Raw genomic sequence first — 503 nt, forward strand, 5'->3', positions numbered from 1 at the left:
ATAATCCGAATAACTCACCACATCCGGCTGATAATACGCAATAGCTCCTAAATCATCATCCACTGGTAACTTCCGGCCAGAAACCACCGAAAGAACATTTTCTAAATGATTACTTAACTCAAAGAACTTTTTCCCCTGTTTTGCAGAATAAAAATAAGCAAAATCCATTGAAAAATAGGGTTGTCAACCTGTTTTTTCATGAAGAAAATACGGGTTATTTTTCATCAGTTAGCACCAAAAATAAATTCTCACCACAGCCAAAAGCATGGCCATTGATTTACTATACGCAATCGTTCTGAAATTCAGACGTTTCAGATGGGTTCGGAGTGTCGTTTTATTTCTTCTACCTACAACAACATCAATGATTGCTCCACTTTTAGGTTCCAACGAATAACAAATGCAAATTCGATTCTTTTTATGACCTACATAAGTGAACAATTCGTCTACTTCGTAACAGTTGCCTTTTACAATGGGATAAGGTCGTTTTAAACCCGCTGAAATTT

1 pseudogene is annotated in these 503 nt (G+C 36.2%); it reads right to left on the bottom strand.

The annotated features are described in order from the left end of the window. Window positions 1-228 precede the first annotated feature (228 nt). Window positions 229-503, bottom strand: a pseudogene (locus tag ABDZ97_RS06005) (IS1 family transposase); the annotation flags it as partial.

This window comes from Wandonia haliotis (genome assembly GCF_039523435.1).
In the GTDB taxonomy this organism is placed as follows: Bacteria; Bacteroidota; Bacteroidia; order Flavobacteriales_D; family Crocinitomicaceae; genus Wandonia; species Wandonia haliotis.